Below are 25,683 nucleotides of genomic sequence, written 5' to 3' on the forward strand. Positions count from 1 at the left end.
GCGGGGTCTCACCTGTCCCGCTACTCCCGCAGGAGTCTCGCACACTCAGTAATTAATAATTAAACAATAGAGTATGACTTGGACTGCTGGGAAGTACGCTGTGTTCCTCTAGGGAATGCGGTTGTTCCCGTCCTGGCAAGCTCTTTGATTCCGTATGGTTTAATGAGTTCAATAAATGCTTCTACTTTATCAGATTCACCTGTAATCTGAACGGTCATGCTATCCTTGCTGACATCTATCACAGAAGCTCTGAAAGGTTCAATTAAAGAGTAAATCTCATTTCTTGTATATGGGACTGCCTGAACTTTAATAAGGGCAAGCTCTCTTGCGACTATTGACTGATCCGTGATATCCGTTACTTTTATCACATCGATTTGCTTGTTCAGCTGTTTTGTAATTTGTTCGCTGGCACCGGAGTCCTCAACATGGACCACACAAGTTATTCGCGACATCCCTTCATGTTCGGACAGGCCGACTGAAATGCTTTCAATATTAAAGTTTCTTTTGGAAAATAGATTTGTGATTCTGTTTAGAACACCCGGCCGATTCATCACAGTCAGGCATATGATTCGTTTCATGGTTTTACACCTGCCATTTCATGAAGTCCTTTTCCTGGCGCAATCATCGGATACACATTTTCATCCGGATCCACCCTGAAATCGATAAGCACTGGTTCGCGGCTATGAAGCACTTCATCCAATACCTCTTCAGCCTCTGCCTCAGATTGAATGACATATCCTTTTATCCCGTAGGCTTCTGCCAATTTTACGAAAGAAGGCTGTACCGGGATTTTGCTGTGAGAGAAGCGGGATTCATAAAAAATCTCCTGCCATTGCCGAACCATGCCAAGGGCCATGTTATTAAAAATGATAATTTTTACCGGCAGGTTCATTTCCTGTATAATGGCTAGCTCCTGCGTTGACATTTGGAACCCTCCATCTCCGCAAATAGCGAGTACGCATGCATCCGGGTCAGCCAGCTGAGCGCCGATGCTTGCAGGGAAACCAAATCCCATTGTTCCAAGACCCCCTGATGTCACCCATCTGTCTGCCTTATTAAAGCGGTAATATTGGGCTGCCCACATTTGATGCTGTCCTACATCTGTTACGACGATAGCGTTCCCTTCTGTTTTTGAATGAAGCATTTCCATGACTTTCTGGGGCTTCAGCCGTCCGGATTCTTTATCATAGAAATATGGATATTCCTCCTGCCACCTCAGGATGGTTTCCATCCATTCTTTATGGGCCGGCGGTTTTCCATCCTGCAGAATCAGCTGCTCAAGAGCTTCTTTTGCATCTGCGACAATCGGGATGGACGTTGGAACATTTTTACCGATTTCAGCAGGGTCAATATCAATATGGGCGACTGTTGCATGTGGTGCAAAATGCTGTAAATTCCCCGTTAATCTGTCATCAAAACGGGCTCCAATATTTATCAGCAAGTCACATTCCGTGAGTCCCATATTTGCTGCATAACAGCCATGCATCCCTGCCATTCCGATGAATAATGGATGATCTGCCGGGAACCCTCCAAGGCCCAAGAGTGTGTGAATAACAGGAATCTTCTGCTGCTCTGCGTAATCTTTTAACTCTTTGGATGCTCTTCCATGAAGCACGCCGGCACCAGCCAGGATAACAGGCTTTTTTGATCTGCTGACCGCTTCAGTTAATTTCCTTATTTGCAGGTAATTTGGTTTTAATGTTGGCTGATATCCCGGCAGATTCACTTCCTTTTCTTCCTCGGGCTGATCTGAAATTCCCGCAGCGATATCTTTGGGGATATCGATCAGCACTGGTCCTGGTCTGCCGGTTGAAGCTATATAAAAAGCTTCTTTAACAATTCTCGGGATATCTTCAATGCTGCGGACCTGATAATTGTATTTTGTAATTGGAGTGGTTATCCCCAGGATATCTGCCTCCTGAAAGGCGTCCGATCCAATGACTCCCGTTGCTACCTGGCCTGTAAAAACAATCAGCGGAAGTGAATCCATCATTGCGTCTGCAAGACCGGTAACAATATTAGTGGCTCCTGGTCCTGAAGTGGCAATTACGACACCGGGCTTTCCAGATATCCGGGCATACCCTTCGGCAGCATGAATTCCTCCCTGTTCATGACGCGGCAGCACATGAAGAATCTTTGAATGATACAGCTTGTCGTAAAGTGGAAGAACAGCTCCTCCAGGATAACCAAAAATCACTTCAACATTTTCTTTCTCCAAGGCTCTTAATAACAGATCAGCGCCGGTGACAGGATGTGTCTCCGTTTTTGTTTCTGTTAAGGCAGCTTCCTGCAGCATTTGTTGATAACCTCCTCATGTTTTTAAACTCCAATATAAAAAGCCCTTCCACCCCTAAAGAAACCTAACGATTGTAGGTATAAGGGATGAAAAGGCTTTGATCACCTGTTCCACGGTACCACCCTGATTCACGCTTATGATGCGTGCACTCATGAACAGCGATGTGCTGTTCGTTTTGATAACGGGTGAAGGACACCCGGCAGCCCCTAGTCGATCATCTTTCAGGACTGCGCTCAGAGGTGAGTTCATTTTAAGAGGGCATTACCGGGTTTCAGCAGATCCGGCTCTCTGTGAATGCCTGTCATAAAACTACTTATCCTCTTCTACGCTTTTCCTATTCTGAGATTTAACCTCAACACAATAACGCTTTAAACCATTGAATTAATAGATTAAAAAAACCCAAAACTTCATATTGCGAGATAGATTTAACTTGGATGACGTTTATTGTTCCACTTAACTTGATGGTGTAAATTTCTTATATTGAGGACTATCTTACGCCCATTTTTATCAGCCGTCAACACCCTTTTTATGAATTATTTGATAATTTAGATTAATCTGTTATTCTGTATCCGCTTACATTGTTGATATATTCACATTCCATGGGACAAAATTTTTTTTTATTTTTTTAATAAGGGAGATAACACAGCTGTTGAGGGTTATAGGGGCAATTAAAAAAAACACTGGCGGGTTGCTGTCATTCAGACTCATTTAAAAACAAAAAAACCCACCAAAAAGGTGAGTAAAATTCGGTAAGATATGTAGTGTTTCCAGATGTGTAAGTGGCGTCCCAGGAGAGATTCGAACTCCCGACCGACGGCTTAGAAGGCCGTTGCTCTATCCAGCTGAGCTACTGGGACGTATTGAATATTTTTTCTTGATTGAGATTAATAACTCAACGACAAGATTTATTATATTAGACAAATGTTAAGAAGTCAACACTTTGTAAAATATTTTTTTATTATTGAGGGAAGACCGGCTTCCCTCAATAATTATATTCAAATTACTCGCTTTTTACCAGTGAAAAATTTTGTGTCAGTTCAGGAATTATCCCATTAGATAAGTCATACACATCCAGTGTAATATCCTTTCCCCTGGCTTCCAGAATGACATATGTTTTTTCCTTTCTTCCTCTAGGCTGCCGTATGCTTCCAGGGTTAATAAATAATATCCCCTCAGACATTTCAGCTCCCAGACCATGTGAATGGCCAAAGCATACGATATCTGCTTTCATTTCACGTGCCTTGTATGAAAGGTTCATTAAGGTAGACTTAACGTTATATCTGTGGCCGTGTGTGACAAAAAAGCGGAGTCCTCCAGCTTCTTCTATTCTATCCTCCGGGAATGCTGCATCAAAGTCGCAATTGCCTCTTACAGCAGCATAGCCTTCTAATGAGTCATGATCTGCCTGAAGCTCAGAATCTCCGCAATGAATCATCAGATCCATATCAGGATGCATTTCGCGGATTTGGCTGAGTTCAGAGGTTAACCCATGGCTATCACTGACTATCAGAACCTTCATGATTTCTCAGCTCCGGCCACGAAAAAAGGAAGCAGCTCCTCCAGCTTTTTGAGCGCATTTGCCCTATGGCTGATCTGGCTTTTTTCCTCCGGCCTTAATTCAGCCATTGCTTTGTCTTTCTCTTCTGCAAAGAAAATAGGATCATAGCCAAAACCATTAGTCCCTCTTTTTTCTCTTAAAATATGGCCTTCACATGTTCCTGCAGCTGTTAGTGTAGTTTTCCCTGGTGCAGCGATTGCAAGAGCGCAATAGAACCGCGCCTGCCGCTTATGATCCGGAATGCTTTCGAGCTCATCAAGAACCTTTTCCATGTTTTTCTGGTCGTTTTTTTCTTCTCCTGCATAGCGGGCGGAATAGATGCCCGGCTTTCCTCCAAGCGCATCAATGATCAATCCTGAATCATCGGCAATTACCATTCTTCCGAAAGCTTCTGAAACAGCTTCCGCTTTGAGAATGGCATTCTCTTCAAACGTGCTGCCTGTCTCCTCAACATCCTGAAAATCAGGATAATCCAGCAGGGTTTTTACTTCGTATCCAAGAGGCTTGAACATCCGTTCAAACTCGCTGGCTTTGCCTGCATTTTTAGTAGCGATTATGACTTCCTGCATGTTATGCCCTCCCCGCAAGCTTTTCTCTTTTGCTTTGAATGCTCCTTGAGATATTCTCTCCAAGTGCCGACTTTTGAAGTTCAAGCAGCTCTGATATCCCTTCCTGTGCAGCACCAAGCATTTCCTGAAGCTGTCCATAAGAAAAAGTCGCTTCTTCTCCAGTTCCCTGAAGCTCTACAAACTCCCCGCTGCCAGTCATGACGACATTCATATCCACTTCAGCAGAGGAGTCTTCAATATAATTCAAATCCACTGCAGCCTGCTTGTCAGTAAGAATTCCCACGCTTGTGGCCGCAAGGAAATCATTGATTGGATAGCTTGAAAGCTTCTTGCTGCTGTAAAGCTTATCCATCGCCTGGGCCATTGCAATAAAGGCTCCTGTAATGGAAGCTGTCCGTGTCCCTCCATCAGCCTGTATTACGTCGCAATCAAGCCATACCGTTCTTTCGCCAAGCGCATCAAGATCCACTACCGCGCGGAGTGCACGGCCGATCAGACGCTGAATTTCCATTGTTCTCCCTGTAATTTTTCCTTTTGCAGATTCCCTGATATTTCTCTGTTCTGTTGCCCTGGGAAGCATGGAATATTCAGCGGTTATCCAGCCTTTTCCCTGTCCTCTCATAAAAGGAGGGACCCTTTCGTCAATGCTTGCTGTACAAATCACCTTTGTGTCTCCCACAGTAATGAGTACAGAGCCCTCAGGATGCTTTAAATAATCAGTTTCAATATGTATTGGCCTAAGCTGCTTTGGTTCACGTCCATCTGCGCGCATAAGCTGATTCCCCCTTCATTTGCTTATATTGAACATGGGCATTTGCCCAGTTATATTGGCATGCCTATTTTACCAACAAAGAAGAGGCGGCATTAAATGCCAACCTCTTTTTCCTGTTACTATATAGTATAACAAAATCTGCTATATTAAAAACTTCCTGTATTCACATTTTCAGGACGTGTTACAGGCTCGGATAGTTTTTCCCCATCTTCATTAACAATCTCTGCTTTGCCATCGACTGTAACAGCTACGCTTTCGATGCCCTTTTGTTCAGTGAGGGAAAGGACAAGTGCGTTCAGCAAGTGCTTGGAAATCATTTTCTCTTCGAAGCTGCTGAAAACATTTTCATTAAAGTTTAATGTGACTTTTCCGTCATCAATTTTTGGAGCTTCAAGCAGCTCTACATCCGGAAGGAAATCTGTCACCAAATTGGATGCATAGTTCGGCCCTTTTATCAGTTCGGATACAACAGCTTCAACTTTATTGTCCATATCATTGCTTACACGCTTGGTAACAGGCACGTAATAATAATTTTCTTCATCCCCGCCCAGATAATAAACGGTCACCGGCTTCGTATTCGTGATATCTACTACTTCTGTTGTATCCATGTTTATTCCATTGGCTCTACTTAACGCCGAACTGACCGGAGTGCCATTCACAGGCATCTCTTTTAATTCATGTCCGTTTAATGTCAGCTTAACTTTATCAATAGAATCAAATTGTGTAAGTGTCCAGGTAACTGATTGGAGAATCTTCTTTTCGTCTTCCTTAGCATATTCCTGAAACTCTTTTGAAAAATCGACCGTTGCCACTTTATCTTTAATATTTACAGAAACTTTTGTGTCAGCCGGAAGAACTGCACGAAAATCATTAGGAAGAAGCTCTGTAACAGGACCGTTTTCCACAAGGTATTCTAACGCCTGTGTAGCAACTGAATTCGTTTTTGGAAGTTCAATTGTCTGGGGAACGACATACCCATTTTTATCAATCAAGTAAAGCTCTGTTTTAAGATTTGCCGTAACACCCTCTTCATTTTCGGCTGTTTCTTTTCCAGCTGTTTCTTCGGCGACACTTTCGCCTTCATCGGTATAAGATACTGCTTTTGGCGGATCGACCTTTTCTTTCCCCTGGCTTCCAAACAATCCGCAGCCTGATAATAATACAGATGATACCAGCACAGCTGACACTATAGACGTTTTTTTATTTATAGACATACATAATCCCCCCTGAGACAGTTTGTACTACATGTATACGAGCCTATCTGTAATTTAGACCGTCTTTTGGGATAAAACTGTGAATAGATTTTTGACAAATTTGGACAATCTGAAAGCGCAAGCGCCTTGCCCACCCCCGACACCTCGAGGGGGCAGGCTGCTTGCGCTAGACAGTTATCGACGTTCAAAATTCTCTTATCTATCATAGAAAGAAGCCCCAATAAGGAGCTTCTTAGTCAATTTTGCTTCTGCAGTTCGTCTTTTACCAGGACTGCTTTGATTTTAAAATAATCTATTTCGTCCGGAAGTTCTTCTTTAATTGGCTTAAGTTTATCTCTTCCAGCTTTTTCAGCTGCCTGTAAAACAAGCTTTTCTTCCGTTTCATTGAAGATATCTGACCAGTCAATTGCATTGCCTTCTTTGATGGAGCGGAAGATATGCTCCTGAATCGTTATAGGGGAAAAGTTTCGCTTTTTGGCTATTTCACTTATGGAGTTTCCATCCTTATAATAATCAAAGGAAATCTGGTAGCTTGGACGTTCATCCTGTGGTTCCTCTGTCATTGAAGGCGCCTCTGCTGCAGGCATAGGGGAAATATTATGTTCTTCGGCAAATTCTTTGATTGCCTGAATAAAATACTCCCCATACTTATCAAACTTCATTTGCCCTACACCTTTTATATTTAACATCATGTCTTTGCTCACGGGAAAATAACGGCACATTTCTTTTAATGCGGTATCAGCAAATACAACAAAAGGAGGAACATTTTCTTCATCTGCAATCTTTTTCCTGAGTTTCCTCAGCATCTCAAAAAGTTCAATGTTTTCATCTGCTTCCTGAACAGGTACAGGTTCACTAATTTTCATGGATAGTTTTTTCTGTCCTTTCAAGACAGGAACTGCATTTGCTGACAGCCTTACTGTCGGATATTTTCCATCTGTTAAAATGAGATACTCCTCAGCCAGCAGGTAGTTGATCATATCAGCAATCTCTTTCTCTTTACGGTTTTTCATCAATCCAAATGTGGAAAGTTGATTAAAATTAAGCTCATGGATTCTTTTATTATTGGAGCCTTTTAAAACCTGGGCAGTCAAAGTAACGCCAAATCTTTCTCCCATCCTCTTAATGCACGAAAAAATCATTAAAGCTTCCTGAGTAATATCGATGCTTGTCCGTTCATCCAGGCAGCTGCTGCATTTGCCGCAGAGAATAGGTTCGGCATTCTCATCAAAATAATCAATGATATAGGATTGAAGGCATTGCTCTGTATGGCAGTAATTAACCATATCCTTTAACTTGCTGTATTCCTGCTCCATTTTCCGGGGATCCAGACTGCTCTCCTCAATCAAAAATTTCTGCAGCTGGATATCCTGGGGAGCAAACAGCAAATAACATATGCTATCCTCTCCATCTCTTCCTGCCCTTCCCGCTTCCTGATAATAAGCTTCAATGTTCCGCGGAAGATTATAGTGGATGACATATCTGACATTGGATTTATCAATCCCCATTCCAAAAGCATTTGTTGCGACCATAATATCTGATTCATCGTATACAAAGGCATCCTGTGCTTTTTTTCGTTCTTCTTCCTTTAAGCCTGCATGATATTTGGCAACTGAGCAATTCTTGCCTTTTAAGAACTGGTACAGTTGGTCTGTCTCCCTGCGGCTAGAAGTATAAATAATTCCTGCTTCGTTTTTATGTTTATTTATGGTCTGCAATAGAAAATCTCTTTTGTTAACACCCTTCAATACGTGAAAGGATAGATTATCCCTTGCAAAGCCAGTTATAAACGTATTTTCCTCACCGATGTTTAGAAGCCTGCGAATATCTTCTGCGACATCCCTTGTTGCTGTTGCGGTCAAAGCAGCGATCACAGGTTTCTGGTACAGATTGCTAAGCTCTGAGACAACGGAACGATAACTTGGCCGGAAGTCATGTCCCCATTGAGAAATGCAATGTGCTTCATCAAAGATGATCGCATTGATTGAAATATCGTTTAACAATTCCAAAAAGGCAATCGACCCAAATCGTTCCGGTGCCACATACACGAGCTTATATTCTCCATTGCGTATTCCAGCCACAATGTGCTGGTACTCAGCAGATGACAGTGTGCTGTTTATAAAAGCAGCATGGATGCCTGCAGTGCTAAGGGCATCTACTTGATCCTTCATCAGGGAAATTAAGGGAGAAATCACAATGGCCGTTCCGGGGAGTACAAGAGCGGGTATTTGAAAGCAGATTGACTTTCCGCCTCCAGTTGGGAGAATGCCAAGAGTATTGGTTTGTGAGAGGATATTCTGAATAATCTCCTGTTGGCCGGGACGGAAAGAAGTATATCCAAAATATTTTTTCAAATAGTTTTCGGCTTGTGCCAGCAAATTGATCACCAACTCAATTAAGTATAGTTTTTCTTTCTGTTTCATGATACCAAAGCTTGCTTAAAAAGTAATCTAAAAGAAACAATCAGAATTTTATTCTCATAAAAACACCTTCTGAAAAAGTTCAGAAGGTGTCTGCGTATATTAAAGCGAAATTTTTTCAACATCATTTACAGAGAACCCAAGCCACTTTGAAGCAATTTTAGAAAAAATGGCCTTGGAGCCAGTTGTACAGAATTTATATTCAGGATTCTCATCCCCAGCTTTAAGAAGGCCATGGTGGTGCAGAATGGTACTTGCTTCCCTTGCTGTTTCCTCACCTGAGCTGATGACCTTTACATTTTTACCCATTACATTTTTAATAATCGGTTCTAATAAAGGATAATGAGTACATCCAAGAATGAGCGTATCCATTCCTTTTCCTTTTAAGGGCTGAAGCGTCTCAGCCACTATTTTTTTGGCAACTGAGCCTTCATACTCCCCGCTCTCTACAAGAGGAACGAATTTTGGACATGCAAGACTATGCACGGCAGACCTGCTGTTTATCTGAATCAGCGCATTTTCATATGCCTTGCTTTTGACTGTCCCCTCTGTGCCAATGACACCAATTATATGATTTTCCGTCACTTTAATAGCTGTTCTTGCGCCTGGGAAAATGACACCGATAACCGGTATCGGAAGTTCTTTGCGTATTTCCTCCAGAGCGACAGCAGTAGCTGTATTACAGGCTATAACAAGCATTTTAATGTTTTCATTAAGCAAGTACTCCGTCATTTGCCAGGTAAAGGATTTCACCTCTTCACCAGGACGCGGGCCGTACGGGCATCGTGCTGTATCTCCGAGGTATACAATGTCTTCATTTGGCAGCTGCCTCATGATTTCTTTTGCGACCGTTAAGCCCCCCACTCCGGAGTCAATGATTCCTATAGGTTGTTTCAAAAGTACCGCCTCATTCTCCGCGCATATCATGGTGTAATTTCATTAGGTTATCTTTTAAGAACAAGACCTCATTATGTGAAGAATTTTTAAGAACCTCTTTTAAGTAATCCTGGCGTTTTTTAATAACTTCTTCAATAATCCGCTCACCTTCATCAAGCAGATGGATCCGTACTACTCTTCGGTCATTTGGGTCTTTCACTCTTTTCACAAGGCTGTTTTTCTCCATTCGGTCAACAAGATCTGTTGTCGTGCTGCATGCAAGATACATTTTATTTGAAAGCTCGCCGATAGTCATATCGCCTTCTTCAAACAGCCATTGCAATGCCACAAACTGAGGAGGGGTAATGGTAAAATCACTTAGAATTTCCCTTCCCTTTTGCTTGATAATGCCGGATATGTATCTTAAGTCTTTTTCAATATCAGCTACAACATCATTTATTTCATTTGTTTTAGGATCTTCCAGCTTCATTCATAAACACTCCCATTTAAGCTTTTACGATGTTTTCTGCCCTTGTGCATTTATTTTCACCTTTTTCCTAATAAATTTCAAGACAGAAATAAATCCAATAATGAAATATTCCCTATATAATGTGATAACCGGCTTCCCAGAAGGATAGCCGGTCTAAATTAAAGTTCTAGCTCTCCCATTCGAAGGAGCTCTACAACAGCTTGTGATCGCCCCTTTACACCAAGCTTTTGCATGGCATTAGAAATGTGGTTCCGAACCGTTTTTTCACTTATAAACAATTCACCAGCGATTTCCCTTGTTGTTTTATCTTGTACTAACAATTCGAATACTTCTCTTTCTCGTTTGGTGAGTAACGGCTTGTGAGTATATTCATTCTCCTTCAAGTATTGTAACCCTCCTTGCCTTTCGCCAGCTATGAACCGCGGGATGGGTATATATTTAGTCACCATATCATATGTCAGCAAAACAGCCGAAGTGACTATATTTAGTGAAAGGAGAAAGTTATTTTCAGGAAATGTGCCATTGTGCCGCTAGGCTCGTACTTTAACCCCGCTTTTCAGCATTTTTTTCATTTTTTCGGTCCAAGGCACACCCTTGCCTGTCACCTTTGATATCTGCACCATCGTCCCCCTGCCGGTGAAGCAAACTGAACCGTCTGATTTCCTGCCCATATAATGAAGATCAACAGAAGAATTCCCTATTGAAGCAGCTTTAACGTATATTTGTATCTCTTCATCAAAGAAAACCTGGCTGATAAAATCGCATTGGAGGTCTGCTACAACTGGTATGGTTTCATTATCATCCTTTACCCAGTCCTGCATAAAGCCCTTGCTTTTAAAGAATTCTATCCGTGCTTCTTCATAATATGTAAATGGAATGGTATTGTTCAAATGTCCAAACATATCAGTTTCAGAAAATCTGACTTTTACTGGATGAAAGAAAATGAATTCTTCTTCCCATTTTTTAAAATCATCTATATAGCCCAATTTTTTCATGCTGGTTCCTCCCAATTTTTTATGAATGAGCATTCACTCTGTTATATTTCATTATAGTGTTTTTTGAATTATTTGAAAACCTATCACCATATGTTAAATAAAAGATTATGCCTCTAATCTAATTATGAAAATTAACCCAGCCCGTTGATTTCCGTTGCAGGCACTCAGCGAACCCACAGGGCTGCCGGGAGCCTCCTCACCGCTCCGCGTCTGCGGGGTCTCCCTTGGTACGCTACTCCCGTAGGACGTTGAATAAGCTTCCTTGAATCCACACCGCACGAAGAAAATGCGGATGCATTTTCGAAGATCTCGCACCTTCCACTCCAATCAACTCAGTGGTTAAATACTAATTGCTGTTTAAAAAAACAAATTGTACGAATATAGACTAAAAACCCCTCTCCAAAAGGAAAGGGGTTTTATCATGTTTAGATCTGGTCGCTTCCGAAGAAGTTTTTGAAAGATTGGAATGTTGTATCACGGTTTAGTGCCGCAATGGATGTTGTTAAAGGAATGCCTTTCGGGCAGGATTGTACACAGTTTTGAGAGTTACCGCAATTGGCAAGTCCGCCATCACCCATGATTTGCTCCAGACGTTCAGCTTTATTCATTTCACCAGTTGGGTGAGCATTGAACAAGCGAACCTGTGATAAAGGAGCCGGTCCGATAAAGTCAGATTTGCTGTTAACATTCGGACATGCTTCCAGGCAAACACCGCATGTCATGCATTTTGAAAGCTCATATGCCCATTGGCGCTTTCTCTCAGGCATACGCGGTCCCGGTCCCAAATCATACGTGCCATCGATCGGAATCCATGCTTTAACCTTTTTCAGAGAATCAAACATACGGCTTCTATCGACCTGCAGGTCACGGACTACAGGGAACGTGCGCATCGGCTCAAGACGGATCGGCTGTTCCAGCTGATCTACAAGTGCCGTACATGACTGGCGGGGCTTTCCATTAATAATCATTGAACAAGCACCGCAGACTTCTTCAAGGCAGTTCATATCCCATGCGATTGGGGTAGTATCTTCACCCTTCACGTTAACCGGATTGCGGCGAATCTCCATAAGGGCTGAAATAACATTCATATTCGGACGGTAATCAATTTCAAATTCTTCCTGATAAGGGGCTGAATCAGGAGTATCCTGGCGGCTGATTACAAAACGTACTGTTTTAGTTTTTGTTTCTTGCATGATTTAGTTCTCCCCTTTCTTTTTGGAATAGTCACGCTTACGCGGTGGAATTAAGCTTACATCAATGTCTTCGTAATGGAATGCAGGAGCGGAATTTGCATCAACAAACTTCGCCATTGTTGTTTTCATGAATTCCTCATCATTACGTTCAGGGAAGTCCGGCTTATAGTGTGCACCGCGGCTTTCATTACGGTTATAGGCACCAATTGTAATAACACGTGCCAATTGAAGCATATTTTGCAGCTGGCGCGTAAAGCTTGCCCCCTGATTGCTCCACTTCGCAGTATCATTAATATTAATGTTTTTATAGCGCTCCATAAGTTCAACAATTTTTTCATCTGTTTTCAACAGCCTGTCATTATGGCGGACAACCGTTACATTGTCTGTCATCCACTCTCCAAGCTCTTTATGAAGGACATATGCATTCTCTGTGCCATCAAGAGACATGATATTATTCCATTTTTCTTCTTCCTGTTTTACATGGCGGTCAAATAATGATGATGGCAGATCTTCAGCACTCTTATCTAATCCGCTGATATACTTGACAGCATTCGGGCCTGCTACCATACCGCCATAAATAGCTGATAGAAGTGAGTTGGCGCCAAGACGGTTGGCTCCATGCTGTGAATAATCACATTCACCCGCTGCAAACAAGCCAGGAATATTTGTCATCTGATCATAGTCAACCCATAATCCGCCCATTGAATAGTGGACAGCAGGGAAGATTTTCATTGGCACTTTACGAGGGTCTTCACCCTGGAATTTCTCATAGATTTCAATGATTCCGCCAAGCTTAATATCGAGCTCTTTAGGATCTTTATGGGAAAGATCAAGATATACCATATTCTCCCCATTAATGCCAAGCTTCTGGTTAACACATACGTCAAAAATTTCACGCGTTGCGATATCACGAGGCACCAGGTTTCCGTAAGCAGGATATTTTTCCTCAAGGAAGTACCATGGTTTGCCATCTTTATATGTCCATACTCGTCCGCCTTCACCGCGTGCAGATTCACTCATTAGGCGAAGCTTATCATCTCCAGGGATAGCGGTTGGATGAATCTGAATAAATTCCCCATTTGCGTAATAAGCACCCTGCTGATAAACGATTGAAGCCGCTGAGCCTGTGTTTATGACAGAGTTAGTGGATTTTCCGAAAATAATTCCCGGTCCGCCGGATGCCATAATAACTGCATCTGCAGCAAAAGACTTAATTTCCATAGAAGTCAGGTTCTGGGCAACGACACCCTTACAAGCTCCGTCATCATCGATGACAACCCCAAGAAATTCCCAGCCCTCATACTTTGTCACTAATCCTGCCACTTCATGGCGGCGGACCTGCTCGTCCATTGCATAAAGCAGCTGCTGCCCAGTTGTAGCACCGGCAAAAGCAGTACGGTGATGCTGTGTTCCACCGAAGCGGCGGAAGTCCAGCAGACCTTCAGGTGTACGGTTAAACATAACACCCATACGGTCAAATAAATGAATGATGCCAGGTGCAGCCTCTGCCATTGCTTTTACAGGCGGCTGGTTTGCCAGGAAGTCACCGCCATAAATTGTATCGTCAAAATGAATCCAAGGAGAATCGCCTTCCCCTTTTGTATTTACCGCTCCGTTGATGCCGCCCTGGGCACAAACAGAGTGAGAACGTTTAACCGGTACCAGAGAAAATAATTCAACCGGAGTCCCAGATTCTGCTACTTTAATTGTCGCCATCAAACCGGCTAGTCCGCCGCCGACAACTATAACTTTTCCTTTACCCATCGTGACTCACTCCCTTAATACTTGTAAGAAAAGCGCCAGCACCCGCTTAACGGCCCCCTTGTGGCTTCCGAAGGCGTTAACTCTGCCAAAAGTGCTGCATTTTGCCTTGCGCTTTCAATGATGCGGAGCCGGGCAGCTGCCCAATTCCCTTTTTATCCGATCAAGTCTAATAATCTCTCATGTCTATTAAATAAATGCTGTCAGAGCACGTACGCCAACAATAGATAGTGCAATGAAAATTCCGATTGTTACGTAAGTGGAAATAACCTGTGAACGAGGAGATACTGTAAGTCCCCAGCTGACAAGGAATGACCAAAGCCCATTAGCAAAGTGGAAAATTGCAGAAATAACTCCAATAATATAGAACCAGAACATAAATGGATTAGACAGGATATTTTCCATCATCTGAAAGTTAACTTCTGCTCCAAAGGCAGCCTGCACACGTGTTTCCCAAACATGCCATGCAACAAAAACCAGCGTAATGACACCGGAAACGCGCTGAAGCATGAACATCCAGTTACGGAAATATCCGTATCTGCTTGTGTTATTTTTCGCAGTAAAAGCAATATAAAGGCCATAGATTGCGTGGAACAGCAAAGGTAAATAGATTACAAACGTTTCAAGGAATATTCTAAATGGAAGACTTTCCATAAAATGCGCTGCATTATTAAAAGATTCCTCTCCCCCTGTTGCAAAATGGTTCACTACAAGGTGCTGCACCAAAAACAATCCAACTGGTATTACTCCAAGTAATGAATGCAATCTGCGATTAAAAAACTCACGATTACCTGCCATAAACTTTCCCCCCCTGATTTTAAAAAAAACGATGCTGAGCCCCCGCTCAGGACATCATCTCGAAAATGTTATTCATTTTCTTACAATTATGTGACATGTCCATTTTACTCCCAAGATAAAAGAGCGTCAAGAAAACGGATACATAAATTGTTCCATATTAATAAAATTTTTTAAAAATACTAACAGCTAAAAAACATATAAGTTTCTGAGGTCCAATCTGACCTAAATGCAGCTCTCCGGTATACTGAAATAGTAATTATTTCTATGCAAATCGTTCTATTTTTTCCCGAATTGATGTTAACTCCCCAAGCATATTGTATATAATAGAATCATAGAAAGAGGGGAGATTATTGAGCGAATTAGCATCTGCGAAATCCACTAATGAAGATCACATACAGTCAGTACCGGTATTTGGCTATGAACTAATCCGGGAAGTGCTTTTGCCTGACCTTTTAGGAAATGAAGCACCGGAAATTTTATATTGGGCCGGCAAAAGGCTTGCACGCATGTATCCTCTGGAAACAGCCGAACAGATTGCCGAGTTTTTTACAAATGCCGGCTGGGGCAGCCTTTCGATCGCAAACGAATCTAAACATGAACTTGAAATGATATTATCAAGCCCGCTGATTGCCGGCCGCTTGCAAAAAAACAATAACTGCACATTTCAGCTCGAGGCTGGTTTCATAGCACAGCAGTTTGAATTTCAAAAAGAAGTTATTTGTGAGGCATTCGAACATCCCCGCAAGAAAACCGGCAAAATCCTTATTACGGTAAAGTGGGATAAAAAGGATCCTGCTGATTAACATCTGATATGTACAAACAATAAGCTATCATTTTCTGATAGCTTATTGTCTTTGGAATTATGCCTTAACTGCAGAAACAGACAGCTTAAATGCCTCATGTAAAGCATCAACCGCATCAATCATTTTACTGTTTTCCACTACCGCCGATACTTTAATTTCTGAAGTGCTTACCATTTTCACCTGAATTTCATTCGCTGAAAGCACTTCGAACATTTCTGCAGCAACACCCGGATTGGAAATCATGCCAGAGCCGACAATCGAAACCTTGGCAAGTCCGGATTCCCACTCAATGCGGTCATAATTTAATTGTTCTCTATGCTTTTCCAGAACTTTTACTGTATCCGTCAGATCTTCATTCTTGATTGAGAACGACAGGTTAGTTGTCTTGGCTTCTGTCATGCTCTGGATAATGATATCAACATTAATATGATTTTTGGCAAGCGCCGAGAAAATAGTAGACAGCCCAGTCAGTGAATTAGGAAGACCAATAATCGTTACCCTTGTAATGTCATCCTCAAAAGCCACACCGCGCACGACTAAATTTTGTTCCATTTTTACTTCCTCCTCAATGATTGTTCCGGCTTCCTTCTCAAGGCTTGAACGCACTTCAAGCGGAAGTCCGTAGTTTTTAGCAAATTCAACTGCTCGTGGATGGAGCACACCAGCCCCCAAATTGGCCAGCTCAAGCATTTCATCATAGGACACAGAATGCAACTTTCTGGCATTCTTTATAAAGCGGGGGTCCGTTGTAAACACACCGGTAACATCAGTATATATATCACATTTATCTGCTTTAAGTGCTGCAGCCAGTGCAACAGCAGTTGTATCAGATCCGCCGCGGCCAAGTGTGGTGATGGAACCATCTTCTGTCATTCCCTGGAAACCTGCTACAATCACAATTCTCCCCTGGTTTAATTCCCCTTGAATGGTACCTGGATCAATATTCACTATCCTCGCATTGCCATGGACTGCTTCTGTCTTAATACCAGCCTGCCACCCTGTAAAAGAAACAGCGGGATGCCCCTTTGCATTTAATGCCATTGCTAATAAAGAGATGGTCACCTGTTCACCGGTTGTAAGCAGCATGTCCATTTCCCTTTTATCCGGGGAGGGGGAAATCTCCCTCGCCATTCCAACCAGCTGATCAGTCGTTTTGCCCATTGCTGAAACAACCACAACAACATCATTTCCCCGGTTTTTTTCTTCAATTACCCTATTGGCGACATTTTGAATTCTGTCTACAGACCCCACGGAGGTGCCTCCGAATTTCTGCACAATGATTCCCACAGCTTTCCCTTCTTTCTAAAGAACTCGTAATTTTATGATTTGCCGTCCTATGTAAGCGAAGCATGACAGTTCACTCTGCTGTATTTGACTTTGGCCTTACATCTAAAATACCCCTTTTGGGCAATAAAAAAAGCAATGGAATAGTTTACTATCCCATTGCTGTGCAGCCATAATGTATAAGTGAGCAAACACAGTGAGATAGCCCTCCAGGACGGCAATGTCCTGACAATTCTGCATTTATTCAATGCAGAACCAGCAGAAAAAATGATGAGATTTTCTCCACTTCGGCGAACATACCCTTTCAAAGCTTTTCATGGAAGCTCATTCTTCTCCAAGCTTTTACTGATGAAGTTCGCACCTCTACCTTCACTTAACGATTAAGTCCAATAGTTCCGTTACCTTGTTTAAACTATATGGACATGCGCTTTATCGCTATAAAGTGATATTGATATAAAGTTTCAATTAGTATAACATGTCTGAATTTTTCTGTCTATATCCATTTAAGACTTGGAGTTCCCATTTTGTTCCTCAAGCTTTTGCTTTAACTCCTCAGCAACATTGGCAGGAATGCCTATTTTTCTAAACTCCTCAATTGATGCCTCTCTCATTTTCTTAACAGATCCAAAGGCCTTCAGCAGCTGTTTCTTTCGCTTTTCGCCTATGCCCGGAATTTCATCCAGAATAGATTGGAAGGCACTTTTTCCGCGAAGCTGGCGATGAAAAGTAATCGCAAAGCGATGAACTTCATCCTGAATTCTCTGCAGCAGGTAGAATTCCTGGCTGTTCCTTGCAAGCGGAATAATTTGAAGCGGATTACCATATAAGAGCTGAGAAGTCCTGTGCTTTTCATCCTTCACCAGGCCTGAAATCGGAATATCCAGACCAAGCTCATTTTCAAGCACATCCCGTACAGCTTCAACATGCCCTTTTCCTCCATCAATCAAGATTAAGTCCGGAAGCGGCAGTTCTTCTTTCAGTACCCTTGTATACCTGCGCCGGACTACTTCTCTCATGGATTCATAATCATCAGGACCTTTGACAGACTTTATTTTATATTTTCGGTACTCTCTTTTCTCTGGTTTGCCATCAATAAAAACGATCATGGCTGAAACAGGGTCCGTTCCCTGGATATTTGAATTATCAAATGCTTCAATCCGGTGAGGAGTATAAATTCCAAGCTGATCCCCCAGATTTTCAACAGCTTTAATAGTCCGTTCTTCATCACGCTCTATTAAAGAAAACTTTTCCTGGAGAGCAATCTTTGCATTTTTATAAGCAAGCTTCACCAGGTCCTTTTTTTGCCCGCGCTGCGGCTTTAGCACTTTTACATCAAGAAGCTGTTCTGCCATGACTGCATCAACGGAATCAGGTGCCAATATTTCACGGGGTTTAAAGTGATTTGCTTTAGTATAAAACTGGCCGAGGAACGTTAAAATTTCCTCTTCCGGCTCATTATAAATCGGGAACATTGATACATCCCGTTCGATGAGTTTGCCCTGCCTGATGAAGAAGACCTGGACACACATCCACCCTTTATCAACCGCATAGCCAAATACATCCCGGTCGGTAAAATCTGTCATTGTCATTTTTTGCTTTTCCATCGTTGCATCTATATGGGCAATTTTATCTCTTAGCTCTGTTGCTCTTTCAAAGTCCAATTCTTCTGCAGCGGCTGTCATTTTTGCAATTAGGTCTTTTTTAATCTCTTTGTATCCGCCATTTAAGAATTTTGCAATTTCATCTGTCATTTGCTTATATTGGTCTTCACTTACTTCCTTTACGCATGGTGCAAGACATTGGCCTAAGTGATAATAAAGGCAAACTCTGTCTGGAAGAGTTGAACATTTACGGAGCGGGTAAATACGGTCGAGCAGCTTTTTTGTTTCATTGGCAGCCTGCACATTGGGATAAGGCCCAAAGTATTTTCCCCTGTCTTTTTTTACTTTTCTGGTTGTAATCAAACGGGGATGGCGTTCAGCCGTCAATTTAATAAAAGGGTAGCTTTTATCGTCCTTCAGCATGACATTATATTTGGGATCATATTTCTTGATCAGATTCATCTCAAGAATCAATGCTTCCATATCTGAAGAAGTGACAATGTACTCAAAGTCCACAATCTCATTAACAAGTCTTAATGTTTTTCCGTCATGTGAGCCTGTAAAATAGGACCTGACCCGGTTTTTGAGGATTTTGGCTTTCCCCACATAGATAATGGTTCCCTGTCTGTCCTTCATTAAATAGCAGCCTGGCTGGGCAGGCAGAAGCATCAGTTTATTCTTTATCGATTCATTCATGGCACTCCACCTCCCCGGTTAAAAATTTTCTTATTGATAGGCTCCTTCCAGCAAAGATTTTATCTAACATATATTTATTAAATTTTCATAACCACATGGCATGCAAGTTGGTCATGAAGATTAATTTGTATAATGAAGACGGTGGCACTGCATTCCCATCTTATTATATCAGCTGGGAGAACTACAGCATAACTGCTAGACACACATGATAAAAAAATCCCGATGTCCGCATGGGACACCGGGAAATTTCTTATAGATTAAGCATGCTTTGAAAGTAATTCAGCAAGAGCTTCTTTCGGCTGGAAACCAACCGCTTTATCAACCACTTCACCGTCTTTTAGAACGATCAGAGTCGGGATGCTCATTACGCCAAACTTTCCGGCTGTTTCCTGGTTTTCGTCAACATCGATTTTTACAATTTTCACTTTATCGCCCATTTCAGAATCAAGTTCTTCTAATACAGGAGCGATCATTTTACAAGGGCCGCACCATGGAGCCCAGAAATCTGCCAATACTAATCCCGAACCAGTTTCAGCAGTGAAGTTTTGGTCAGTTGCGTGTGTAATAGCCATTTGATATGCCTCCTAAAATTTAACTCAAATACTAACGACAGTATATCATCACTTATACTATGTTGCGAACAATCTGCTCGATCGTAATTTACCCTATTTGAAGCAGATTATTCTTTTTCTTTCCCTATGGGCATTATGTATAATGGACGGCCATCTGCCGCCCATTAGCTGTACTATCTTATGCGTTTACTTTAAGCTTTTTGAACTCTTCTGTTAACAGCGGAACAACCTCAAACAGATCTCCGACAATACCGTAATCAGCTACTTTAAAGATATTGGCTTCCGGATCTTTATTAATGGCTACGATTACTTTGGAGTTGGACATCCCAGCTAAGTGCTGAATAGCTCCTGAAATACCGCATGCAATATATAGATCAGGTGTTACAACCTTACCGGTTTGTCCAATTTGCAGCGAGTAGTCGCAATAATCAGCATCACATGCTCCGCGTGATGCACCCACTGCTCCATTAAGAACAGATGCAAGCTCTTTTAAAGGTTCAAAGCCTTCCTCGCTCTTAACACCGCGGCCGCCGGCAATAATAACCTTAGCTTCTGATAAATCAACGCCTTCACTCGCTTTGCGGACAACTTCCTTAATGATTGTGCGAAGATCTTTGATTTCTGCAGCAACAGAAGCAACATCTCCTGATCTTGATTCATCTTTTTCCATAGGAGCTATGTTATTGGGACGGATTGTTGCAAAAAGGAGGCCATCTGTCACAATTTTCTTTTCAAAGGCTTTGCCTGAATAAATCGGGCGTGTGAAGACCAGATTGCCGCCTGCTTCTTCAAGGCTTGTTACGTCAGAGATTAAACCTGACTCAAGCTTGGCAGCAATTTTAGGAGCAAGATCTTTCCCCATTGCTGTATGTCCAAAAATCAGGCCATCCGGACTTTCGGAATCAATCACAGCCATTAAAGCCTGTGAAAAGCCATCAGGCGTATACTGCTTCAGCTTCTCATCTTCGACTGTTACAACACGGTCAGCACCATAGTGAATCATCCCATTTGCTAAAGCGCTTACAGAATCACCAATTAAAACACCTACAACTTCTCCGCCTTCTGATGCAGTCTTACCGGCTGCAACAGCTTCGAAGGATACATTACGCAATGAACCGTCTCGGACTTCACCTAACACTAATACTTTTCTAGCCATATGTTTTACCCCCTGCGTTATTATTAATCAGTTATTGATGATCAGACAACTTTAGCTTCAGTATGAAGAAGCTTCACCAGTTCCTTAACTTGATCTTCCAATTCGCCTTCAAGAACTTTCCCTGCTTCTTTTTTAGGCGGCATATAGATTTCAATTGTCTTTGTCTTAGCTTCAACATCGTCCTCATCCAGATCAAGATCGTCAATCTCAAGCTCATCAAGAGGCTTCTTTTTCGCCTTCATGATTCCCGGCAAGGATGGATAGCGCGGCTCATTCAGACCCTGCTGTGCAGTGACTAATAATGGAAGAGATGCCTCAATTACTTCTGAATCCCCTTCAACATCACGCACTACTGTGGCAGAGCTGCCATTAATATCAAGCTTAGTGATAGTAGTTACATAAGAAATGCCCAAAATTTCTGCTACACGCGGTCCAACCTGTCCGGAACCCCCATCAATTGCTACATTTCCAGCAATGATTAAGTCAGCATCTTTGTCTTTCAAGAATTCGGATAAGATTTTTGCTGTGGTGAACTGATCCCCATTTTCAATATCATCTTCTGTATTTATTAAAACAGCTTTATCGGCACCCATCGCAAGAGCGGTACGGAGCTGCTTTTCAGCTTCTTCTGTTCCCACAGAAACAACTGTTACTTCTCCGCCATTCGCATCGCGAACCTGGATTGCTTCTTCAATTGCATATTCATCATATGGATTAATGATGAATTCAGCACCATCTTCATTGATTTTGCCGCCGGAGATTGTAATTTTTTCTTCAGTATCAAATGTTCTCTTCATTAATACGTAGATGTTCATGATTTCCCTCCTAGTAATTAAGCATTGTCATATAACAAAGCCATTAATTAAAACATTTCTTCACTTCTAAAGATTGAAAATATTTAATGCGTACAGAAAGGTTCATCTGCTTGGAACTGCCCGCTATTTTAAAATTGAGCGGGCGCTCGCTCACAGACCACAACTTAACCAATGAATCTTCTGAAGATTAAATCAACAGCTTACATGTATATTATAATAGATTATCAGGATGAATGTAATCTTTCAGCTCAAATCTCTTAAGCACTATTTTCCGGTAAAGTTTGGCTCCCGCTTATTAATAAATGCAGATATGCCTTCCTTCCCATCTTCAGATACAAATACTTCTCCAAACAATTCCGCTTCTTTTTTTACACCTTCGTAGAATTGTCCTGTTTTTCCGAAGTTTAATAGCTCAATGGCCGCCTTGATGGAGCCTGGGCTCTTCTTGGCAATTTTCTTTGCCATCTTATAGGCATTTTCCAAAAGCTGCTCCTCAGGATAGGCATGGTTAGCCAAACCATATTGCACTGCTTCAAGCCCGGTAATTGGGTCGCTTGTGAACAGCATTTCAGCTGCACGAGCAGCACCTACATAGCGGGGAAGCCGCTGAGTTCCTGCAAAACCGGGAATCAATCCAAGCTGAAGCTCCGGAAGACCGAGCTTTGCGTTTTCAGCTACAAGACGGAAATGACAGCCCATCGCAAGCTCCAGGCCGCCGCCAAGTGCTGCACCATGAATGGCTGCAATAATTGGCTTAGGGAACTTTTCCATTCGCTCAAAGAGATTTTGTCCATAGGTCGCTAAGCTTGAAAAATCTTCTCCGCTTTCAATAGTTGTAAATTCTTTTATATCAGCACCTGCTGAAAAGAATCTGCCTTCTCCGTGAATTAGGATAACTCTAACATCATTATTATCTTCAACTTCATCCAGTACAGCTGAAAGCTCTTTCAATACACCTGACGAAAGAGCATTCGCAGGCGGACGTTCAATTGTAATCGTCGCTACGAAGTCCTTATGGGACCAATTCAAGTATTCCATTCTATCCCTCCTACTATATTAGTGAGCACTTTAACAGCTTCAAGGTTTTCCGCACCCGCTGATTAAAAGTTTATGAACAGGCTCTGCCAATGCAGTAAGATCATATTTCTGCTCATTCATTACCCATGTAGTCACTGTTTCGTCCATGGTGCCAAAGATCATCTGACGCGCCAGCCTGATGTCCAGGTCTGCTGGAAACTCACCGCTCCCCCTGCCGTCATCAAGAATCCTTTCCACTAAAGTGAGGTAACCTTTGAGCACCTCATTAATCTTATGGCGAAGGTCTTTATTGGACTGCCTCAATTCGAGCTGGGTTACAATTGCCAGGTGCTTGTCTTCCGAGAGCATTCTAAAGTGCGATTCTACCATCATTAATAGTTTCTCTGCAGCTTTCTCTTTTCCTGCAATTTTTTCTTCAATTTTCTCAACAAAGTAGCCCATTTTATCCTGAAAGAGGGATATTAATATATCTTCTTTGTTTTTAAAATATAAGTAGATGGTGCCATCAGCGACACCAGCCTGTTTGGCGATTTTTGATACCTGAGCCTGGTGATAGCCATTTTCAGCGATCACGACTACAGCCGCATCAATAATTTGCCGGTATTTAGGCTTTGTTTTTTTCATGTGGCTCCCTCCTTTCAGAATAAACGGGTGATTTCTATAGAGCAGCAGGGCTGGGAAAATTTCTTTCCTGCTGCCGGGATCAGCTAATCCACTTGGTTTATTATTGTTTGCAAAATCGCACTAAAATGAATGAATCATCATTCATATTTTTATAATAGTAGGACAATTCATTTGTGTCAACAATTTCCCTGTAAATTTATTTTTATTATTACATTTCCTTTAACTCTGGACAAGCTTATTGTCACAAAAATAAAGAGCCGATTGAAAATCGGTCTCTGAAGCTAAGCCCGCTTTTCCTCTTCTTCTTTAAATTTCTTCTTTTCTTCATCCACTAACGCCCTTCTCAGTATTTTGCCAACTGCTGTCTTAGGAAGCTCTCCGCGGAATTCATATAGCCGTGGAACTTTATAAGCAGCCAGATGCTTTCTTGCAAACTGATCCAATTCATCTTCCGTTGCCTCTTTTCCTTCCTTCAGCACAATATAAGCTTTTACAGTTTCTCCGCGATAAGGGTCCGGTATTCCGGCAGCAACCACTTCCTGTACTGCTGGATGTTCATATAGTACTTCTTCTATTTCACGCGGGTAAATATTGAATCCTCCTGCAATAATCATATCTTTCTTCCTGTCCACTACATAGAAATATCCATTCTCATCCATATAGCCAAGATCACCTGTGAGCAGCCAGCCATCCCTTAAGGTTTGCTCCGTCTCTTCCGGGCGGTTCCAATAGCCTTTCATTACCTGAGGCCCTTTAACCGCAATTTCGCCAACTTCTCCTGGAGGAAGTGCTTCTCCTGTCTCCAGTGAAAAAATAGCTGCATCTGTATCTGGCCATGGGACTCCTATACTGCCTTTGACACGGGGACGATCCCATAAGAAATTTGCATGTGTAACAGGTGATGATTCAGTCAAACCGTAGCCTTCTACAAGCTTTCCCCCTGTTATTTCCTCAAATTTCTGCTGGACTTCAACTGGCAGGGCAGCAGATCCGCTAATGCAGGAGTCTATAGATGAAAGATCATATTTTTTTATATCCGGATGGTTCAATAACCCAATGTAAATCGTAGGTGCGCCAGGAAATAAGGTCGGTCTTTGTTTATGAATGGTTTTCAAGGTAGTTTCAGGATCAAACTTCGGGAGGAGGACCATTTTATGCGCATCCATTACAGATAAAATCATGACTGTTGTCATTCCATACACGTGAAAGAAAGGCAGTATGCCAAGCACAGTCTCCTCGCCGCGCCTGCACTTATAAAGCCAGGCCTTGCACATTGCTGTATTGGATACCAGGTTGCTGTGCGATAGCATGACACCCTTTGGGAAACCGGTCGTGCCGCCTGTGTATTGCAATAATGCCAAGTCTTCTTCAAAATCGAAGTCATGGATTCTAAGAGGCTCAGCCGGTCTTTTTAATATTTCTGTCAGCAAATGATTATGACCTTCATGTTTTACATTTACAACAATGCCATACTGTTTTTTCTGGATAAAAGGATATATTAGATTTTTAGGGAATGGAAGTGCATCTTTGATTGCGGTTACAATTATATGCTTCAATTCTGTCTGCGGCATCACTTTGGTTACTCTGGGAAATAATATATCCATTGTAATGATCGCTTTTGCTTCTGAATCTTTCATTTGGTATTCCAATTCCCGTTCCATGTACAGCGGATTTGTCTGGACAACAATCCCGCCAGCCATCAGAATTCCATAATAACTGATAACGGACTGAGGAGTATTCGGAAGCATGATCGCTACCCGGTCGCCCTTTTCAATTCCAAGCCTCTGCAAATATGCAGCAAGCTTCAGGGAAGATTCGTATATATATTTATATGTGAATTCCTTCCCCATAAAGTGGATTGCTATTTTTTCCGGAAATTCTTCTGCAGCATTTTTCAAATAATCCTGTACCGGCTGTTTGGGATATGACAAAGTTGAGGGGATTTCTGCCGGATATTGCTTAAGCCATGGTTTTGCTTCTGTCATTTTGTCCCTCCTTTATACTTGCTAAACATTTAGAAAAGCGATAAACTCCTTCTGAACTTTTTGAACATTCTAACTGTTCGTTCTTATTATAATATAATGCTCGATCTATGACAATTAGAATAAGACCTTGCACTCAGAAGAAATATTTTCACAGGCTGTCCAGTCTG

At 42.0% G+C, this 25,683-nt stretch carries 23 protein-coding genes, 1 tRNA gene, 1 riboswitch and 1 other annotated feature; of the genes, 1 reads left to right on the plus strand and 23 read right to left on the minus strand.

The features are described 5' to 3' along the window. Positions 1-59: 59 nt before the first annotated feature. From ilvN to PBF_RS12965, 15 genes are all read right to left on the minus strand, one after another. Positions 60-578, minus strand: a complete 519-nt coding sequence (gene ilvN, locus PBF_RS12895) for an acetolactate synthase small subunit (protein ID WP_035330237.1) — start codon at positions 576-578, stop codon at positions 60-62. Next, positions 575-2,296, minus strand: coding sequence for an acetolactate synthase large subunit (gene ilvB / locus PBF_RS12900; protein ID WP_035330238.1), 1,722 nt, complete (start codon positions 2,294-2,296; stop codon positions 575-577). The genes ilvN and ilvB overlap by 4 nt, the downstream gene beginning before the upstream one ends. Positions 2,297-2,375: 79 nt before the next feature. Further along, positions 2,376-2,631 (minus strand) — a binding site (T-box leader). A 445-nt stretch (positions 2,632-3,076) separates the two neighbouring features. Beyond that, positions 3,077-3,153, minus strand: a tRNA-Arg gene (locus PBF_RS12905). Between the two features lie 143 nt (positions 3,154-3,296). Continuing rightward, entirely contained in the window at positions 3,297-3,815 is a 519-nt protein-coding gene (locus PBF_RS12910; RefSeq protein ID WP_035330239.1) for a metallophosphoesterase, read from the minus strand. Next, positions 3,812-4,423, minus strand: a complete 612-nt coding sequence (locus PBF_RS12915) for an XTP/dITP diphosphatase (RefSeq protein ID WP_035330240.1) — start codon at positions 4,421-4,423, stop codon at positions 3,812-3,814. The genes PBF_RS12910 and PBF_RS12915 overlap by 4 nt, the downstream gene beginning before the upstream one ends. A gap of 1 nt (position 4,424) precedes the next feature. Continuing rightward, complete coding sequence (gene rph, locus PBF_RS12920; protein WP_035330241.1) at positions 4,425-5,195, minus strand: ribonuclease PH; 771 nt, start codon at positions 5,193-5,195, stop codon at positions 4,425-4,427. A 146-nt stretch (positions 5,196-5,341) separates the two neighbouring features. Then, positions 5,342-6,409, minus strand: coding sequence for a GerMN domain-containing protein (locus PBF_RS12925; RefSeq protein WP_035330242.1), 1,068 nt, complete (start codon positions 6,407-6,409; stop codon positions 5,342-5,344). Positions 6,410-6,645: 236 nt separating this feature from the next. After that, positions 6,646-8,832 carry a DNA helicase RecQ gene (gene recQ, locus PBF_RS12930; RefSeq protein ID WP_235192255.1) on the minus strand — a complete coding sequence of 729 codons (2,187 nt, stop codon included), beginning with the start codon at positions 8,830-8,832 and terminating at the stop codon, positions 6,646-6,648. Between the two features lie 99 nt (positions 8,833-8,931). Continuing rightward, the gene (racE, locus tag PBF_RS12935) at positions 8,932-9,726 is read right to left on the minus strand and encodes a glutamate racemase (protein ID WP_035330243.1); all 795 of its coding nucleotides are present in this window, start codon (positions 9,724-9,726) and stop codon (positions 8,932-8,934) included. Positions 9,727-9,736: 10 nt separating this feature from the next. Continuing rightward, positions 9,737-10,195 carry a MarR family winged helix-turn-helix transcriptional regulator gene (locus PBF_RS12940; protein WP_035330244.1) on the minus strand — a complete coding sequence of 153 codons (459 nt, stop codon included), beginning with the start codon at positions 10,193-10,195 and terminating at the stop codon, positions 9,737-9,739. 158 nt (positions 10,196-10,353) lie between these two features. After that, complete coding sequence (locus PBF_RS12945) at positions 10,354-10,578, minus strand: helix-turn-helix domain-containing protein (protein ID WP_009333184.1); 225 nt, start codon at positions 10,576-10,578, stop codon at positions 10,354-10,356. A 147-nt stretch (positions 10,579-10,725) separates the two neighbouring features. After that, positions 10,726-11,190: an acyl-CoA thioesterase gene (locus PBF_RS12950; protein ID WP_035330245.1), complete on the minus strand. Its 465-nt coding sequence runs from the start codon at positions 11,188-11,190 to the stop codon at positions 10,726-10,728. A gap of 425 nt (positions 11,191-11,615) precedes the next feature. Then, positions 11,616-12,383 carry a succinate dehydrogenase iron-sulfur subunit gene (gene sdhB, locus PBF_RS12955; RefSeq protein WP_035330246.1) on the minus strand — a complete coding sequence of 256 codons (768 nt, stop codon included), beginning with the start codon at positions 12,381-12,383 and terminating at the stop codon, positions 11,616-11,618. Positions 12,384-12,386: 3 nt separating this feature from the next. Continuing rightward, positions 12,387-14,147 (minus strand): succinate dehydrogenase flavoprotein subunit, encoded by a 1,761-nt coding sequence (gene sdhA / locus PBF_RS12960; protein WP_035330247.1) that lies wholly within the window; start codon positions 14,145-14,147, stop codon positions 12,387-12,389. Positions 14,148-14,333: 186 nt separating this feature from the next. Continuing rightward, positions 14,334-14,942 (minus strand): succinate dehydrogenase cytochrome b558 subunit, encoded by a 609-nt coding sequence (locus PBF_RS12965; protein ID WP_035330248.1) that lies wholly within the window; start codon positions 14,940-14,942, stop codon positions 14,334-14,336. Between the two features lie 350 nt (positions 14,943-15,292). Here PBF_RS12965 and PBF_RS12970 point away from each other — a divergent pair, with 350 nt between their 5' ends. Beyond that, entirely contained in the window at positions 15,293-15,745 is a 453-nt protein-coding gene (locus PBF_RS12970) for a YslB family protein (protein WP_035330249.1), read from the plus strand. 57 nt (positions 15,746-15,802) lie between these two features. Here PBF_RS12970 and PBF_RS12975 read toward each other — a convergent pair whose 3' ends face one another. From PBF_RS12975 to PBF_RS13010, 8 genes are all read right to left on the minus strand, one after another. Continuing rightward, positions 15,803-17,032 carry an aspartate kinase gene (locus tag PBF_RS12975; RefSeq protein ID WP_035330250.1) on the minus strand — a complete coding sequence of 410 codons (1,230 nt, stop codon included), beginning with the start codon at positions 17,030-17,032 and terminating at the stop codon, positions 15,803-15,805. A gap of 191 nt (positions 17,033-17,223) precedes the next feature. Beyond that, positions 17,224-17,403: riboswitch (Lysine riboswitch) on the minus strand. Between the two features lie 129 nt (positions 17,404-17,532). Further along, the gene (uvrC, locus tag PBF_RS12980; RefSeq protein ID WP_035330251.1) at positions 17,533-19,326 is read right to left on the minus strand and encodes an excinuclease ABC subunit UvrC; all 1,794 of its coding nucleotides are present in this window, start codon (positions 19,324-19,326) and stop codon (positions 17,533-17,535) included. 257 nt (positions 19,327-19,583) lie between these two features. After that, positions 19,584-19,898, minus strand: a complete 315-nt coding sequence (gene trxA, locus PBF_RS12985) for a thioredoxin (RefSeq protein WP_035330252.1) — start codon at positions 19,896-19,898, stop codon at positions 19,584-19,586. A 178-nt stretch (positions 19,899-20,076) separates the two neighbouring features. Continuing rightward, positions 20,077-21,054, minus strand: coding sequence for an electron transfer flavoprotein subunit alpha/FixB family protein (locus tag PBF_RS12990; protein WP_035330253.1), 978 nt, complete (start codon positions 21,052-21,054; stop codon positions 20,077-20,079). A 41-nt stretch (positions 21,055-21,095) separates the two neighbouring features. Continuing rightward, positions 21,096-21,869: an electron transfer flavoprotein subunit beta/FixA family protein gene (locus PBF_RS12995; protein ID WP_035330254.1), complete on the minus strand. Its 774-nt coding sequence runs from the start codon at positions 21,867-21,869 to the stop codon at positions 21,096-21,098. 264 nt (positions 21,870-22,133) lie between these two features. Beyond that, positions 22,134-22,907, minus strand: coding sequence for an enoyl-CoA hydratase (locus PBF_RS13000; RefSeq protein ID WP_035330255.1), 774 nt, complete (start codon positions 22,905-22,907; stop codon positions 22,134-22,136). Between the two features lie 39 nt (positions 22,908-22,946). Further along, a complete protein-coding gene (locus PBF_RS13005; RefSeq protein WP_035330256.1) occupies positions 22,947-23,531 on the minus strand; it encodes a TetR/AcrR family transcriptional regulator in 585 nt (194 codons plus the stop codon). A 281-nt stretch (positions 23,532-23,812) separates the two neighbouring features. After that, complete coding sequence (locus PBF_RS13010) at positions 23,813-25,516, minus strand: long-chain-fatty-acid--CoA ligase (RefSeq protein ID WP_035330257.1); 1,704 nt, start codon at positions 25,514-25,516, stop codon at positions 23,813-23,815. Between the last annotated feature and the right edge of the window lie 167 nt (positions 25,517-25,683).

Source organism: Cytobacillus firmus DS1, from assembly GCF_000565285.1.
In the GTDB taxonomy this organism is placed as follows: Bacteria; Bacillota; Bacilli; order Bacillales; family Cytobacillaceae; genus Cytobacillus; species Cytobacillus firmus_A.